At 66.3% G+C, this 13939-nt stretch carries 14 protein-coding genes and 1 pseudogene; 1 reads left to right on the top strand and 14 read right to left on the bottom strand.

Features of this window, described 5'->3' with window-relative positions; all coding sequences use genetic code 11:
* Window positions 1–2: 2 nt before the first annotated feature.
* The 10 genes and pseudogenes from A5658_RS05380 to A5658_RS05425 all read right to left on the bottom strand — a co-directional run bounded on the left by A5658_RS05380 (window position 3) and on the right by A5658_RS05425 (window position 10740).
* The gene (locus A5658_RS05380; protein WP_067331996.1) at window positions 3–1397 is read right to left on the bottom strand and encodes a bifunctional lysylphosphatidylglycerol flippase/synthetase MprF; all 1395 of its coding nucleotides are present in this window, start codon (window positions 1395–1397) and stop codon (window positions 3–5) included.
* Window positions 1398–1509: 112 nt separating this feature from the next.
* Window positions 1510–2364: an acyl-CoA thioesterase II gene (locus A5658_RS05385; RefSeq protein WP_067331998.1), complete on the bottom strand. Its 855-nt coding sequence runs from the start codon at window positions 2362–2364 to the stop codon at window positions 1510–1512.
* A 22-nt stretch (window positions 2365–2386) separates the two neighbouring features.
* Window positions 2387–3805, bottom strand: a complete 1419-nt coding sequence (gene pyk, locus A5658_RS05390) for a pyruvate kinase (RefSeq protein WP_067332158.1) — start codon at window positions 3803–3805, stop codon at window positions 2387–2389.
* Between the two features lie 60 nt (window positions 3806–3865).
* The gene (locus tag A5658_RS05395) at window positions 3866–4294 is read right to left on the bottom strand and encodes a DUF2752 domain-containing protein (protein WP_067332000.1); all 429 of its coding nucleotides are present in this window, start codon (window positions 4292–4294) and stop codon (window positions 3866–3868) included.
* A gap of 26 nt (window positions 4295–4320) precedes the next feature.
* Window positions 4321–5496, bottom strand: a pseudogene (locus tag A5658_RS05400) (prolipoprotein diacylglyceryl transferase); the annotation flags it as partial.
* Window positions 5493–6308 (bottom strand): tryptophan synthase subunit alpha, encoded by an 816-nt coding sequence (gene trpA / locus A5658_RS05405; RefSeq protein WP_156751274.1) that lies wholly within the window; start codon window positions 6306–6308, stop codon window positions 5493–5495. The gene trpA and the pseudogene A5658_RS05400, both read right to left, overlap by 4 nt.
* A complete protein-coding gene (gene trpB, locus A5658_RS05410) occupies window positions 6302–7564 on the bottom strand; it encodes a tryptophan synthase subunit beta (RefSeq protein ID WP_067332009.1) in 1263 nt (420 codons plus the stop codon). The genes trpA and trpB overlap by 7 nt, the downstream gene beginning before the upstream one ends.
* Window positions 7565–7607: 43 nt before the next feature.
* Window positions 7608–8426, bottom strand: coding sequence for an indole-3-glycerol phosphate synthase TrpC (gene trpC / locus A5658_RS05415; protein WP_067332011.1), 819 nt, complete (start codon window positions 8424–8426; stop codon window positions 7608–7610).
* Between the two features lie 79 nt (window positions 8427–8505).
* Complete coding sequence (locus tag A5658_RS05420; protein ID WP_067332013.1) at window positions 8506–9153, bottom strand: TIGR02234 family membrane protein; 648 nt, start codon at window positions 9151–9153, stop codon at window positions 8506–8508.
* Window positions 9154–9165: 12 nt separating this feature from the next.
* Entirely contained in the window at window positions 9166–10740 is a 1575-nt protein-coding gene (locus A5658_RS05425) for an anthranilate synthase component I (protein ID WP_067332015.1), read from the bottom strand.
* Between the two features lie 60 nt (window positions 10741–10800).
* On the opposite strand from A5658_RS05425, the gene A5658_RS05430 reads away from it, so the two are divergent.
* Complete coding sequence (locus A5658_RS05430) at window positions 10801–11259, top strand: peroxiredoxin (RefSeq protein WP_067332017.1); 459 nt, start codon at window positions 10801–10803, stop codon at window positions 11257–11259.
* On the opposite strand, the gene hisI is transcribed toward A5658_RS05430, so the two are convergent.
* Genes hisI through priA form a run of 4 tightly spaced genes read right to left on the bottom strand, consistent with a single transcriptional unit; the run spans window position 11256 to window position 13938 of the window.
* Complete coding sequence (gene hisI / locus A5658_RS05435; protein WP_067332020.1) at window positions 11256–11600, bottom strand: phosphoribosyl-AMP cyclohydrolase; 345 nt, start codon at window positions 11598–11600, stop codon at window positions 11256–11258. The two genes, A5658_RS05430 and hisI, sit on opposite strands and share 4 nt — an antisense overlap.
* Complete coding sequence (gene hisF / locus A5658_RS05440) at window positions 11597–12394, bottom strand: imidazole glycerol phosphate synthase subunit HisF (protein WP_067332023.1); 798 nt, start codon at window positions 12392–12394, stop codon at window positions 11597–11599. Before hisF ends, hisI begins: the two co-directional genes overlap by 4 nt.
* Window positions 12384–13196 carry an inositol monophosphatase family protein gene (locus tag A5658_RS05445; RefSeq protein ID WP_067332025.1) on the bottom strand — a complete coding sequence of 271 codons (813 nt, stop codon included), beginning with the start codon at window positions 13194–13196 and terminating at the stop codon, window positions 12384–12386. The genes hisF and A5658_RS05445 overlap by 11 nt, the downstream gene beginning before the upstream one ends.
* A gap of 7 nt (window positions 13197–13203) precedes the next feature.
* A complete protein-coding gene (gene priA, locus A5658_RS05450) occupies window positions 13204–13938 on the bottom strand; it encodes a bifunctional 1-(5-phosphoribosyl)-5-((5-phosphoribosylamino)methylideneamino)imidazole-4-carboxamide isomerase/phosphoribosylanthranilate isomerase PriA (protein ID WP_067332028.1) in 735 nt (244 codons plus the stop codon).
* Window position 13939: the final 1 nt, after the last annotated feature.

Consider the following 13939-nt stretch of genomic DNA (forward strand, 5'->3'; position numbering starts at 1 on the left):
CGCTACAGCCTCCGCCTGCGCGGCATGAACTCCAACGACAGCATCACGTAGAGCAACGGCACCAGCTGGGTGAGAGACACCAGCGCGTAACGCTGTTCGCCCATTGCATGAAATTTGCGCAGGTATCGGTACAACGACTCCAACGCGATCAGCGGGTCGAGCCGATGGATAAGCCAGTAGAAAATTGCGTGCGCGCGACCTCGGTCCTTCTCGTCGAAAAGCTCTCCGAAAGCGGCAAAGGACAACGATACACGTTGTGCACCAGCAGCTTTCGCAGCCTCGATCATATCGACGCTGAGCCGTTCGTCGATGCCGTTCGGCGCGCCGCGTCTCCGCCATGGAACTTCGAGACTGACTTCACGGCCATCGCCGGCCGTGGCATACCTGTGAAATCCTTGTGCGAGTCCGGATTTGTCCCTCGCGACAACCAGTTGTATTCCGGGAAAACGGCCTTCGAGCACACCATCGAGCGCCATGCAGAATCCACGGTCGCTGTGTGCTCCACTCGGAGATGCCCGTAGCACGTCGCTCAGCTCGGCGATCTGACGCTCGTCGAGGTCCTGCTCGGCGATGATCTCGGTGGTGATCCCGCAGTTATGGGTGCGTTGCACGGCCTGTCGCAAATTCCGGAATTTACGCCCGGTCAGGGTGAAGTCCGCCACGTCGATGACGACATCCCGCCCGATCGGTATGGCCCGCAACGACCTTCCGACAACGCTCGGATCGCTCCACAAGTGCAGGCGGCGTTCACTGCACGCCAGCACGGCGATTCGCCAGCCATGAGCTTTGCAATGCGCGGCGAAATCGGAAACCAGTTCGGGAAACTGCGCCTCGTCGCCTACCGGATCGCCACTCACGACGGCATACCCGATTCGGGTTCGATACGCCAGAGCCGCCCTGCCATCGGCGCTGAACGCATAGCATTTTCCGACCTGCATCATGAACGGCGCCAACGGGTCGCCGTCAGTGGAGTCGATCAACTCCCACACTCGGGAAAGGTCCCCGGGCTGTCGTCGCGCGGCGATCGGCCACATCAACACCAAACCGGAACCGGCGATCAGCACGCCGCCGAGCAGATCAAAAGTCAACAGTCGGGCGGCAATTCCAACCACCAGGAAGAGCGACGCTACGGCCGCATGCCGCGCGGTGACTGGACGCCCGAGGAATAGCCCTCGCACGATGAAAGCGACCGCGCCCAGTACCGCGACCGACCACTCAAGTCGGCCCGGCGCGTTCCAGCCCGTTTGGACATGGGTGCGCACGATGATCACGATCGGCCAGCACATCGCGCACAGCAGGACTACCAGGCCTGACCAACGCGCGATCGGGGAATCGACGTGAGCGACTTGCTCGTCTGACCGGACTCGACTCGCGAGACCGAGCGGTGACTCTTTCACGCGTACCCCCGGTTGACTCGACTATCCAACCCCCCTCGACGATACGCCTGAGGTCGCTACCAGCGTCGCAAGCGGAATGGGCGATTGTCCGATGGTTTTGCCGGCGTCAGCTCTAACCCGGAAAGTATTTGACTAAACCCTCCTGCACCACGCTGGCCACCGGCCGCCGGGAACGATCGAAGAAGTAGCCGGTACCCAGCCCGCGCGAATCCGAGGCCACCGGCGACGACGTCGAGTACAACACCCACTCGTTGAAATTCACTTGGCGGTGGAACCAGACCGAGTGATTGACGGTCGCCGCGAAGATGCGGTCATATCCCCACGAAAGTCCGTGCGTCGTAATGATCGAATCCAGCACCGTGGTGTCCGACGAATAGAGCATCGTGGCGGTGTGCAATACCGGGTCGCTGGGCAGCTCGCCGTCGGCCTTGACCCAGACCCGGTTGTAATCCAGCTGGTTCCCGTTCTCCCGCATCACCCACGACGGTTCGTTGGTGTACCGCCACTCGATCGGTTGCAACGCGTTGACGAACAGGGGCACCCGGTCTTCGTAGCCGCGTAGTCGCTCCGTGAGACTCGGCACGTTCTCCGGGTCGGCGACGTCCGGCGCCTCGACGTTGTGTTCGAGACCGCTTCCGCCAGCCAGATAGGAAATCATCACCGTCGCCAACAAGACTCCGTCCTGCGTCACGTCGACGCGGCGGTTCGCGAAGCGGCGTTCGTCACGCAACCGAACGACGGTGAATTGCATGTCCTTGGCGGTGTCGCCGCCGTTGATGAAGTGTGCCGACAGCGCGTTGGGTGGCAGATTGCGGGCGCGCGTGCGGCTGGCCGCCACGAACGACTGCGCCATCATCAGACCGCCGAACGTCCGAGGCGGGTTCTTGCTGGGATGCGATCCGACGAAGACGTCGTCGCCCTCGTGGTGCAGGTCCAGCACCTCTATCAGCTCGTCGAAGTCAGACACCGGGCCAGCCTAGTCAGCGGCGTTAGACGTCCTCTTCGCCGATGCGGTGCACATGAATCAGGTTGGTCGATCCGACGGTGCCCGGCGGAGCACCGGCCACGATCACCACCATGTCGCCGCGCTTGTAGCGGCCCAGCGACAGCAGCGATTTGTCGACCTGGCGGATCATGCCGTCGGTGGTCTGCATGATTGGGACGATGAATGTCTCGGTGCCCCACGTCATGGCCAGCTGGCTGCGTACCTCGGGCAGCGGGGTGAACGCCAGTAACGGCAGCGGTGTATGCAGTCGCGCTAGCCGGCGGACGGTATCGCCCGACTGAGTGAAGGCGACCAACGCCTTGGCGTCGAGCCGCTCGCCGATATCGCGGGCGGCGTAACTGATCACACCGCGCTTGGTCCTCGGCACATGCGTCAAGGGTGGTGCGGCCGTCGAGTTTTCCTCCACCGCACAGATGATGCGGGCCATCGTCTGGACAGCGGCCAACGGATACTTACCGACAGACGTCTCGCCGGACAGCATCACGGCGTCGGCGCCGTCGAGGACGGCGTTGGCGACGTCGGAGGCCTCGGCCCGCGTCGGCCGCGAATGGTCGATCATCGATTCCAGCATCTGGGTCGCGACGATCACGGGCTTAGCGTTCTCCCTTGCCATTTGGATGGCGCGCTTCTGAACCAGCGGCACCTCTTCCAGCGGCAACTCGACCCCGAGGTCGCCGCGGGCGACCATTACCGCGTCGAAGGCCAGCACCACCGCTTCGAGGTTGTCGATCGCTTCGGGCTTTTCCAGCTTCGCGATCACCGGTACCCGCCGGCCCACCCGGTCCATCACCTCGTGGACAAGTTCGACGTCCGACGGGGAGCGCACGAACGACAGCGCCACCATGTCGACACCCAGGTGCATCGCGAACTCGAGATCGTCGACGTCTTTCTCCGAGAGCGCCGGCGCCGACACACTCATGCCGGGCAGCGACATGCCCTTGTTGTTGCTGACCGGTCCGCCCTCGGTGACCGTGCACACCACGTCGTCGCCGTCGATGTGGTCGACCACCAAACCGACGTTGCCGTCGTCCACCAGAACCCGGTCACCGGGCACCGCATCTTGGGCCAGTTGCTTATAAGTGGTCGAAACCCGGTCGTGGTTTCCTTCGCAATCCGCCACCGTGATCCGCACGGTTTCGTCGTTGGCCCAGTAGGTCGGTCCGTCGGCGAAGCGCCCGAGTCTGATCTTGGGGCCCTGCAGATCGGCCAGCACGCCGACGGCGCGGCCAGTGGCGTCGGAGGCGGCACGCACACGGTCGTAAGACGTTTTATGGTCGCTGTAGTCGCCGTGGCTGAAGTTGAGCCGGGCCACATCCATACCGGCTTCGACCAGCGCTCTGACCGACTCGTCGGAGCTCGTGGCCGGACCGAGAGTACAGACGATCTTTCCGCGTCTTGCCACGATGAAAAGCATAGTCGTGCGATCTGATCATCTCGCGTCAGTTCCCCTTCGCGCAGCGGGCTAACGGGTGAGCAGCGTCGGAACCAACGGGAATCCGGGCAGGTTGCGCACCACCGTCCACGCCAACAATGTGATCAGCACCGCTGCGCCCGCCGGGAGTGTCAACGTCCACTTCCACCTGTGGCGACGCAGGAGTACCCATCCGAGCAGCAGAGGGATCCCGACCAGAAGCACCAGGTTGTCGTTGATCGCGGCTGCCAGGTCGCCGTGCAGGACGTCGTGGACCATCCTCAGCCCGCCGCATGCCGGGCAGTTCCAACCGGTGAGCAGACGGAAGGGGCAGATCGGAAAGAACGAGCCCGGCCGGTGCGGATCGACCAGACCGATGTAGCCCAATGATCCCGCCAACAGCGCGCCCGATCCGAGCAGCACGTAACGATTCCAGCGAGCAGCCGGCCGGTCGGCCCCGTGCGCGGCTGGGTCGGACATCAGTCGTCGACCGGCTTAGCGTCGGAATCGGCGCCGGCTGCCTCCGCTGCGTCGTCAGCTTCCGGTACCTCGGTTTCACCGTCGTCGGCGTCCGCCGCGTCGTCGGTCTCCTCGACCGGTTCGACCTCGACCTCAGGGGGATCTACTTCAGCGGCATCCGCCTCGGCGACGACGGCCTCGGCTTCGGCGTCCGGCTCGTCGAGCGCCGCGGGCTCCGCATCATCCTCGGCATCGACGACCGGCGGGGTTGTTTCTCCTGGCTCCGACTGGTCCGCCGCGGAAGCGGCGGCGCCGTCCTCGTCTTCGATCGAGTCCGGCTCCAGCAACTCAGCAGCCGAGCCGCTGAGCGTTGCCGGGTCTTCGCGGCCCTTCGGCGCCAGCACCAGATACACCACCGCTCCAATGAGCACGAACGTCGACGTGAAGGAGTTGATCCGGATGCCGGCGATATGGGTGGCTGTGTCGTCGCGCAGCAATTCGATCCAGAATCGCCCAATGCAATAACCCGCGACGTAGGCCGCGAACAGCCGACCGTGCCCGATCGTGAAGCGCCGATCGATAATGATCAGAACGACGAAAACCAGTAGATTCCAAAGTAATTCGTAGAGAAAGGTCGGTTGGACCACCATCGCGAGCTGGCCGGTCGACACGCCGTCGAGTGAATGCACGTCGACGAATCCGGCCGGATCGCGGCGGTAGAAGATCTCCAAGCCCCACGGCATGGTGGTCTCGTGGCCGTACAGCTCTTGGTTGAAGTAGTTGCCGAGGCGTCCGATCGCCTGCGCCAGAACGATGCCCGGTGCGATTGCGTCGCCGAATGCCGGCAGCGGGATGTCCCGACGCCGACAAGCGATCCAGGCGCCGACCCCGCCGAGGGCGACAGCACCCCAGATTCCCAGCCCGCCGTCCCAGATACGCAGCGCGGCAACGGGACCGGCACCACCGTCACCGAAGTAGGTGCGCCAGTCGGTGGCCAGGTGATACAGCCGGCCGCCGATCAGCCCGAACGGCACCGCCCACAGCGCGATGTCGTAGATCACGCCGCGCTCGCCGCCGCGCGCTTCCCAACGACGGTCGCCGATCAGCAACGCCGCGATGATTCCGGCGATGATGAACAGCGCGTAGGCGCGGATGGGGATCGGGCCCAGATGCCATACACCCTGCGACGGACTGGGGAAATACGCGAGGACGGTCGTGGTCATGGAGTCGAAATCCTCTGGCGGACACCGGCAGCTAGTTCTGTACTGAGAGCGCGCACGGTCGGTAGCCCTTCGGAGAGTGCGGAGACCAGCGCCGAACCCACGATGACACCGTCCGCGTAGCCGGCGATCTCGGCTGCCTGTTCGCGCGACTTGACACCCAATCCGACCCCGACTGCGATGTCGGAAATCTCCTTGACCCTGCCGACCAATTCCGGCGCGGCGTTCGACACCGCGTCCCGGGCACCGGTCACACCCATGGTCGAGGCGGCGTAGACGAAACCCCGTGATGCCGCGACGGTGTGCGCCAGGCGTTGCGGCGTCGACGACGGGGCGACCAGGAAGATGCGGTCGAGTTGGTGGTGCTCGGATGCGGCGAGCCAGGCGTCGGCCTCGTCGGGGATCAGGTCCGGGGTGATCAGCCCATATCCACCGGCCGCGGCCAAATCGCGTGCGAAGGCGTCAACGCCGTAGCGCAGCACCGGGTTCCAGTACGTCATGACGACGGCACGACCGCCTGCGGCACTGATCGCCTCGACCGCTGTCAATGTGTCGCGCACCCGCACGCCGCCGCGCAGCGCGACCTCCGCGGCGTTCGCGATCACGGGGCCATCCATCCCCGGATCCGAGTACGGAACACCGACTTCGATGAGGTCGCAGCCGGATTCGGTCAACGTCTTCATCGCGTCGATCGACGTCGGGACATCGGGATATCCGGTCGGTAGATACCCGATCAGCGCGGCGCGTTGCTCCTCTCGGCACGCGCTGAAAAGTGCTTGCAGTCGGCTCTTTTGACTCTGTTCGACGGTCATGATCGCCCGTCGTCGAGCAGCCCGAACCACTTTGCGGCCGTCTCCACGTCTTTGTCTCCTCGGCCGGACAGGTTCACGACGATGATTGCGCCACTGCCCATCTCGACGCCCAGCTTGACCGCGCCAGCGACGGCGTGGGCCGATTCGATCGCCGGAATGATTCCTTCGGTGCGGCACAGCAATCGGAACGCGTCCATTGCCTCGGTGTCGGTGATCGGGCGATACTCGGCCCGCCCGATGTCTTTCAGCCAGGCGTGCTCGGGGCCAACGCCGGGGTAGTCCAGGCCCGCCGAGATCGAATGGGATTCGATCGTCTGCCCATCCTCGTCCTGCAACAGGAACGAGAACGACCCCTGAAACGCGCCCGGGGATCCGCCGGTGAACGTGGCCGCGTGGCGGCCGGTTTCGACACCATCGCCGGCGGCCTCGAAGCCGACGAGTCGGACCCCGGGGTCGTCGAGGAACGGGTGGAAGATGCCGATCGCGTTCGATCCTCCGCCCACGCAGGCGGTCACGGCATCGGGAAGGCGGCCGGCCTGATCCTGGATCTGCGCCCGCGTCTCGAGTCCTACCACGCGCTGGAAGTCGCGAACCATCGTCGGGAACGGGTGCGGCCCCGCGGCGGTGCCGAAGCAGTAATAGGTGTTGTCGGCGTTGGTCACCCAGTCGCGGAAGGCGTCGTTGATGGCGTCCTTGAGGGTTTTCGACCCGGACTCGACCGAAACGACTTCGGCGCCCAGCAGTCGCATCCTGGCCACGTTGAGTGCCTGCCGCGCGGTGTCGACGGCGCCCATGTAGATCACACACTCGAGGCCGAGCAGCGCACAGGCGGTCGCGGTGGCCACGCCGTGCTGTCCGGCTCCGGTCTCGGCGATCACCCGGGTCTTACCCATCTGGCGGGCAAGTAAGGCTTGCCCCAGAACGTTGTTGATCTTGTGAGAACCGGTGTGGTTCAGGTCTTCTCGTTTGAGGAAGATGCGCGCGCCGCCGGCGTGCTCGCTGAGCCGGGTCGCCGCGTACAGCGGCGACGGCCGACCGGTGTAGTGCGTCTGCAGGCGATCGAGCTCATCGAGGTACGTCTGGTCGGTGCGCACCTTCTCGTAGGCCGTCGTGACTTCCTCGATGACGGCCATCAAAGCTTCGGGGACGAAGCGGCCACCGTAAACGCCGAAATGGCCGCGAGGGTCAGGATCGTGGGCAGTCGGCTCAGCGATGGCCGCGCTGGAACGGGGAAGTTCCGGACTCGAAAAGTCTGCCATCACGAACGCTCAACGGTTAAGCGGCGCATCGGGTTCAGACGGGTTAGCGGGCCGGCTTGGGGCACGACGGGTGCTTGCCGGCCGTGACCAGGTCGGCGCAGGCCGCGCGCGGGTCTCCGCTGGTGACCAGACCTTCACCGACCAGCACGGCGTCGGCGCCCGCGCCGGCATATGCCAGTAGATCGGCCCGGCCTCGCACACCGGATTCGGCGATCCGGATGACGTCTGACGGCAGGCCAGGCGCGATGCGCGCGAAGCAATCCCGGTCCACCCGCAGTGTGCGTAGGTCGCGGGCGTTGACGCCGATCACGCGGGCTCCGGCCTTGAGGGCCCGGTCGGCTTCGCCTTCGGTGTGCACCTCGACAAGCGCTGTCATGCCCAGCGATTCGGTGCGCTCCAGCATCGACTCAAGCGCGGGCTGGTCCAGCGCGGCGACAATCAGTAGCAGCATGTCCGCGCCGTGTGCACGAGCCTCGTGAATCTGGTACGGCCCGACCACAAAGTCCTTGCGCAGCACGGGAATTGACACCGCAGCGCGGACTGAGTCGAGGTCGGCCAGGCTGCCGTGGAAGCGGCGCTCTTCGGTCAGCACACTGATGATCCGGGCGCCACCGTCTTGGTAGGCGCAGGCCAGCGCGGCCGGGTCGGCGATCGATGCGAGTTCGCCCGCCGACGGGCTGGCCCGCTTCACTTCGGCGATGACGCCGATGCCGGGCTCGCGCAACGCTGCCAATACATCACGAGGCGGCGGGGCCGCTTCGGCGGCTGACTTGATCTCCGGCATGCTCACGACCGCTTCACGAGCGGCAACGTCGGCGCGGACCCCTTCGATAATGGAGTCGAGCACGCTTGCCGAACTCATGCTGTCGGTTCCTCTCCCCGGCCGCCGCCACATTATTGACGGCGTGCTTCGAGGGTAGCGAGCGCCACGGTGGCGTTCGTCACCGACCCTCGGTGTCAGCGTCAGGTGGCGGATCGTTTGGTCGGTCGGTCGGGTCACGGCCCTCGTCGAGTTCGTCCCACATCGTGCGTTCCGACGGGGCCTCATCGTCGTGCCGCGCCGCGGATCGGCGTGCGGCGGGCGCCAGGTATTTCGTGGCCGTACCGCCGGCCGAGGAGGCAGCGCGCATCAACAGGGCCGCGGCGATCAGGATGCCGACCGCGACCACGAGTGTGGTAACCGGACCCGGGGAATGCCGCTGGCTGCCTACCAGTTCCAGCAATGGCACGCGCGCCAGTGCGGCGCCCCGGACAGCGACGTCGGGGGTCTCCAGCGTGCTGATCGCCAGGTATCCGGTCGCCAGGCTGGCGACTGCCACCAGCACCGCCAGCACCCGCAACGCCCAGCCGCGCACCGCCAGGGTGGCCAGCGCGGTGGCCAGCAGCAGCAGCGCCAACGGCAGCAGAGCCGACGACCACCCCGCCCCGGACAGGGTGACCAGCTTCCGGGGGCCCAGGCCGTCGAAGGTGGTCAGGTCTACCCAGGTCAGCCGGGAGGCCGCCCACAGCCCGGCGGCCGAGAGCACCAGCAGAGCCTGCGCCACACGGATCGTCCGTCGGCCACCGACGGCGGGTTGCGCATCAGCCATTCCGGTCCGCGCTCATTGCCCGTCTCCTCCTCGGCCCGTTCGGCCCGCATCGTCGACAGGCGCCTCTGGACCGCTCAGCGTCTCCGCCGCCGCGATCGCGTTGAGCACCGCCCGCGCCTTGTTGCTCGCCTCGGTGTACTCGTAGGGCCCGTTGGAATCGGCCACCACCCCACCGCCGGCCTGTACGTAGGCGGTGCCGTCACGCATCAACGCGGTGCGGATCGCGATGGCGAAGTCGGCGTTACCGGCGAAGTCGAGGTAGCCGATCACGCCGCCGTATAGGCCGCGCCGGGTCTTCTCCACTTCTTCGATCAGTTCCATCGCGCGGACCTTCGGAGCCCCCGACAACGTGCCGGCCGGGAAGCAGGCCGTCACGGCGTCCAATGCGGTACGGCCGTGGGCCAGCATCCCGGTCACGGTCGAGACCAGGTGCATGACATGGCTGTAGCGCTCGATGTGGCTGTAGTCCTCCACGCGGACACTTCCCGGCACACACACCCTGCCCAGGTCGTTGCGGCCCAGGTCGACGAGCATCAGGTGCTCGGCGCGTTCCTTCTCGTCGGCCAGCAGGTCCTTTTCCAGCAGTTGGTCCTCGTCTTCGGTCTCGCCGCGCCACCGAGTGCCGGCGATCGGGTGCGTCGTCGCGCATCCGTCCTGCACCGTCACCAATGCCTCCGGGCTGGACCCGGCGATCGAAAATGCCGTTCCGCCTTCGTCATTGGGCACGTGCAGCAGGTACATATACGGGCTCGGGTTGGACACCCGCAGCATTCGGTAGACGTCGATCGCCTCGACGTGGGTGTCCATCTCGAAACGCTGCGACGGCACCACCTGAAACGCCTCGCCACGCTCGATCTCACCGACCAGTCGCTCGACGATGGCGCCGTACTCCTCGACCGTGCGCTGCGCGCGGTGCTGCGGCTCGGGCCGGGTGAACGTCGCGACGGTCGACGGCAGCGGCTGCTCGAGCGCGGCGGTCATCACGTCCAGCCGCGCGATCGCATCGTCGTAAGCCTCGTCCACCCGCTCGTCGGTACCGTTCCAGTTCACCGCGTTGGCGATCAGTGTGATGGTGCCCTCGTGGTGATCGACGGCGGCCAGATCGGTAGCCAGCAGCAGCAGCATGTCCGGCAGGTTCAAGTCGTCGACCGCGAGCTCGGGCAGCCGCTCGAGGCGCCGCACCAGGTCGTAGGCGAAGAAGCCGACCATGCCGCCGGACAGCGGCGGCAATCCCGGCAGCACGGCGGTGGCCAGCAGCTCCAGCGTCTCGTGCAGCGCCTGTAGAGGATCACCGCCGGTAGGTGCGTCGTGGGGCACCGTGCCCAGCCACACCGCCTGCCCGTCGCGCACGGTCAGCGCCGAGGGAGCGCCGGCCCCGATGAACGACCAGCGCGACCACGACCGTCCGTTCTCCGCCGACTCCAGCAGGAAGGTGCCCGGCCGGTTGTCGGCCAACTTGCGGTACGCGGACAGCGGAGTTTCGGCGTCTGCCAGCATCTTGCGGGTCACCGGCACCACGCGATGTTCGGCTGCCAGCGCGCGGAAATGCTCCCGCGAGGTGGTGGCGGCGGCGAGGTTGGTGTGCACGCAGTCATCTTCCCAGATGGACCGAGGCGCTTCGCCCGCCGCTGGCGTAGCGTGACGACCATGAAAACCGGTGACACCGTGGCTGACTTCGAACTTCTTGACCAGACCGGCACACCGCGCAGGCTCAGCGCCCTGCTGGCCGACGGCCCCGTCGTGCTGTTCTTCTACCCGGCCGCAATGACCTACGGCTGCACCAAGGAAGCCTGCCACTTCCGCGACCTTGCCCAAGAGTTCGCCGCCGTCGGGGCGAACCGGGTCGGCATCAGCGTCGATCCCGTTGCCAAGCAAGCGGAGTTCGCCGACAAACAACAGTTCGACTACCCGCTGCTCTCCGACACCGACGGCGCGATCGCCAACCAATTCGGGGTCAAGCGTGGGCTTTTGGGCAAGTTGATTCCGGTCAAGCGCACGACCTTCGTCATCGACACCGACCGCACAGTGCTCGACGTGATCTCCAGCGAGACGAGCATGGATTCCCACGCCGACAAGGCGTTGGCCACGCTGAAATCCCGGAGTTAGTCCGATTCCAGCAGCACGTCGGCGTCAAAGCAGCTGTGATCGCCGGTGTGACACGCCCCGCCGACCTGATCGACCTCCAATAGCACCGCGTCGCCGTCGCAGTCCAGTCGCACCGAATGCACCCGTTGCGTGTGACCGGATGTGGCGCCTTTGACCCACTGCTCGCCGCGCGACCGCGAAAAGTAAGTTCCTTCACGGGTTTCCAGCGTGCGGGCCAGTGCCTCGTCGTCCATCCAGGCGACCATCAGCACGTCGCCGGTTCCGCGCTCCTGGACGATCGCAGTGAACAGCCCGTCGGCGTTGCGCTTCAGGCGCGCGGCGATGGCGGGATCGAGTGTCATCGAACCGTGATCCCTTCTGCCGCCATGGCCTCTTTGACCTGTCCGATGGTCAGCTGCCGGAAGTGAAACACGCTGGCCGCCAACACCGCATCGGCTCCAGCGGTGACGGCCGGCGCGAAGTGTTCGACCGCCCCGGCGCCGCCACTGGCGATCACGGGCACCGTCACGGCCGCGCGGACCGCCCGCAGCATCGCCAGATCGAACCCGGCTTGGGTGCCGTCGGCATCCATCGAATTGAGCAGGATCTCCCCCACTCCCAACTCGGCGCCACGGGCCGCCCACTGGACGGCGTCGATCCCGGTGCCGCGCCGCCCGCCGTGCGTCGTCACTTCCCAGCCCGACGGCGTCGGTGTCGAACCGGCGGGCACCGTGCGGGCGTCGACGGAGAGCACGATGCATTGCGAACCGAACTGGGCGGCCATCTCGGCCAGCAACTCCGGGCGGGCGATGGCGGCAGTGTTGATCGACACCTTGTCCGCGCCGGCGCGCAACAGCACGTCGACATCGGCGACCGTGCGCACTCCGCCGCCGACGGTGAGCGGGATGAACACCTGCTCGGCGGTGCGGCGAACCACGTCGAGCATGGTGGTACGCCCCGATGAGGAGGCGGTCACGTCGAGGAAGGTCAGTTCGTCTGCGCCCTCGGCGTCGTAGGCGGCGGCAAGCTCTACCGGATCGCCTGCGTCTCTGAGGTTTTCGAAGTTGACGCCTTTGACAACGCGACCGTCATCGACGTCCAGGCAGGGAATGACCCGCGTGGCAAGGCTTGTGCCGGTAGGGGTTTCAGTACTCATCGGGTCGGCCTACGGTTTGCAGCATTTCGAGCAGTTGACCGTGCACACCGGGCGCGGCGGCCAGTGCGGAACGCGAATCGAGCGTCCACTGTTCGCCGGCCAGATTGGTGACGATGCCGCCGGCGGCCCGCACCAGGGCCACGCCGGCGGCGTGATCCCAGACGTGGTCGCCGAAGCTGATGGAGCCGCCGAGGACACCGTCGGCGACGTAGGCCAGGTCGATGCCGGTGGCGCCGTGCATCCGCATCCGCGACGACACCCGGCTGAGCTCTTCGAGTACGGCGACCCGGTACCGACCGGGGAAGCGGCCGCGTGAGTCGACATTGAACGTTCCGACGCCGATCACCGAGGCGGTGAGGTCGCCGTGTGTCAGCATCGGCTGCGGCACACCGTTTTTCATCAGCGGGCTACCGACCACCGCGGCATAGCGCTCGTTCATGAACGGTAGCCAGGTCAGCCCGGCGACCGGATCGCCGTCGTGCAGCAGGCCGAGCAGGATCGCGGCCATCGGCGACCCGGCCGCGTAGTTGAAGGTGCCGTCGACCGGGTCGAGTATCCAGACCCATTCCGAATCCAGGTCGGCGCCACCGAATTCCTCACCGTGCACCGGGATTCCGGTCGCCGACACCAGCGCGTCGACCACTTGTCGTTCGATCGCCAGATCGACTTTGGTGGCGAAGTCGTCGCCCCGTTTGCTGACCGCCGAATCCGCGCGATGCCCGGCGACGAACGGCTTGGCCGCGGCATCCAGGATCGCCGAGGCTTGCTCAACCCATAAGGCCACCTGCTTATCAAGATCCATTGCGGTCCTAACCTGCTACCGCCGACAGCGCTTCGGGCAATGTGAATCGGCCGGCGTATAAAGCTTTTCCGACGATCGCGCCCTCTACCCCGCTGTCGGTCAGGGTGGCGATGGCCCGCAGATCGTCGAGGCTGGACACTCCGCCGGAGGCGATCACCGGAATGTCGGTGCGGTCGGCGACCGCTCGCAGCAGGTCGAGGTTGGGGCCGGTCAGGGTGCCGTCTTTGGTGACGTCGGTGACGACGAAGCGCGAACACCCTTCGCCGTCAAGACGATCCAGCACCGCCCACAGATCGCCGCCGTCGGTCTCCCAGCCGCGCCCGCGCAACCGGTGCTCACCGTCGACGATCTGCACGTCCAAACCCACCGCGACCTTGTCGCCGTGCTCGGCGATCGCCTTGGCACACCACTGCGGGTTCTCCAAAGCGGCGGTGCCGACGTTGACCCGCGCACAGCCGGTAGCCAGCGCCGCGCCGAGCGATTCGTCGTCGCGGATGCCGCCAGAGAGCTCCACGTTGACCTCGAGCTTGCCGACCACTTCGGCGAGCAGTTCGCGGTTGGAGCCGCGGCCGAACGCCGCGTCGAGGTCCACCAGGTGCACCCACTCGGCGCCGTCACGTTGCCAGGCCAGCGCGGCCTCCAGCGCTGAGCCGTAGTCTGTTTCGCTGCCGGCCTTGCCCTGCACCAACCGCACCGCCTTGCCCTCGACCACGTCGACGGCGGGCAACAAAATCAACGACACG

Origin of the sequence: Mycobacterium sp. 1245111.1 (assembly GCF_001673405.1) — a bacterium.
Classification (GTDB): domain Bacteria; phylum Actinomycetota; class Actinomycetes; order Mycobacteriales; family Mycobacteriaceae; genus Mycobacterium.